Annotated in this window: 2 protein-coding genes and 1 pseudogene; all 3 read left to right on the forward strand. The window is 49.4% G+C overall.

The genetic code is table 11. The features are described from left to right. A pseudogene (locus GOB86_RS15595) lies at nt 1-113 on the forward strand (VapC toxin family PIN domain ribonuclease); the annotation flags it as partial. Nucleotides 114-275: 162 nt separating this feature from the next. Next, entirely contained in the window at nt 276-521 is a 246-nt protein-coding gene (locus GOB86_RS15600; RefSeq protein WP_080587162.1) for a type II toxin-antitoxin system CcdA family antitoxin, read from the forward strand. Then, the gene (locus GOB86_RS15605; protein ID WP_012813344.1) at nt 522-827 is read left to right on the forward strand and encodes a CcdB family protein; all 306 of its coding nucleotides are present in this window, start codon (nt 522-524) and stop codon (nt 825-827) included. Nucleotides 828-855: the final 28 nt, after the last annotated feature.

Here is an 855-nt window from a genome sequence, read left to right on the forward strand (position 1 = left end):
ATTTGATGATTGCCGGGCACGCTCGAAGCAGGGGGCTTGTCGTTGTGACTGGAAACTTACGAGAACTTACGAGGGTAGATGGGTTGCGATCTGAGGATTGGACGGCCGGTTAAGGGATAAGTGGAGCTTCTGCTTCGGCTTCTGCCTCATGTCAGACGTAACAGGAATTGCTGGAGTTTTCTGAAAGCAGGCATATAGCGAGATGATAATATGCGCATGGAAATGTGTATAAACATGTGCTATGTTTCAGTTCTCATGTAAATAGGATCAAAGCTATGGTTCGTGTGCACTCCACCAGCCCGTTGCGTCGTCCCACTAATGTGACGTTACCTGCTCAGTTACTCGAAGAAGCCAGATCGCTTGATCTCAACATATCGCAGGCCTGCGAACAGGGGTTGAAGTCAGCGATCGCTTCGGTTCGTGCTCAACAATGGCTCGCAGAAAATCGCTCCTCCCTTGAAGCATCCCGACAGTATGTCGAAAAGAATGGTCTTCCTCTGGCGGATTATCGGAACTTCTGAATGGCCCGTTTTGATGTGTATTGTTTGGCCGGACGAGGTGAAGCGCGTTTCGTTTTAGATGTGCAGGCAGACCTGCTTGACGAGTTGGGCACCCGCATTGTGGTGCCGCTTTTATCACAGAAAGTGGCACCCAGGCCGGCAAAGAGACTGAATCCGATTTTCGTAGTCGATGACCAGTCGTTCGTTATGATGACACAGTTTATGGCTGCTGTACCTGACCGTGATCTGAAAAAAGTCGTGACGTCATTGTCTCTTTATCAGGATGAAATCATCCAGGCTATTGATCTACTTTTAACTGGTTTCTGAGGGAGAGCCTTGGTCGGCTTCCGCCTCA

Origin of the sequence: Acetobacter lambici, from assembly GCF_011516885.1 — a bacterium.
GTDB classification, from domain to species: Bacteria; Pseudomonadota; Alphaproteobacteria; order Acetobacterales; family Acetobacteraceae; genus Acetobacter; species Acetobacter lambici.

Excerpts from the sequence above, each read along its gene's own strand:
- GOB86_RS15600 (WP_080587162.1), top strand. The coding sequence starts at position 276 with ATGGTTCGTGTGCACTCCACCAGCCCGTTGCGTCGTCCCACTAATGTG.
- GOB86_RS15605 (WP_012813344.1), top strand. The coding sequence starts at position 522 with ATGGCCCGTTTTGATGTGTATTGTTTGGCCGGACGAGGTGAAGCGCGT.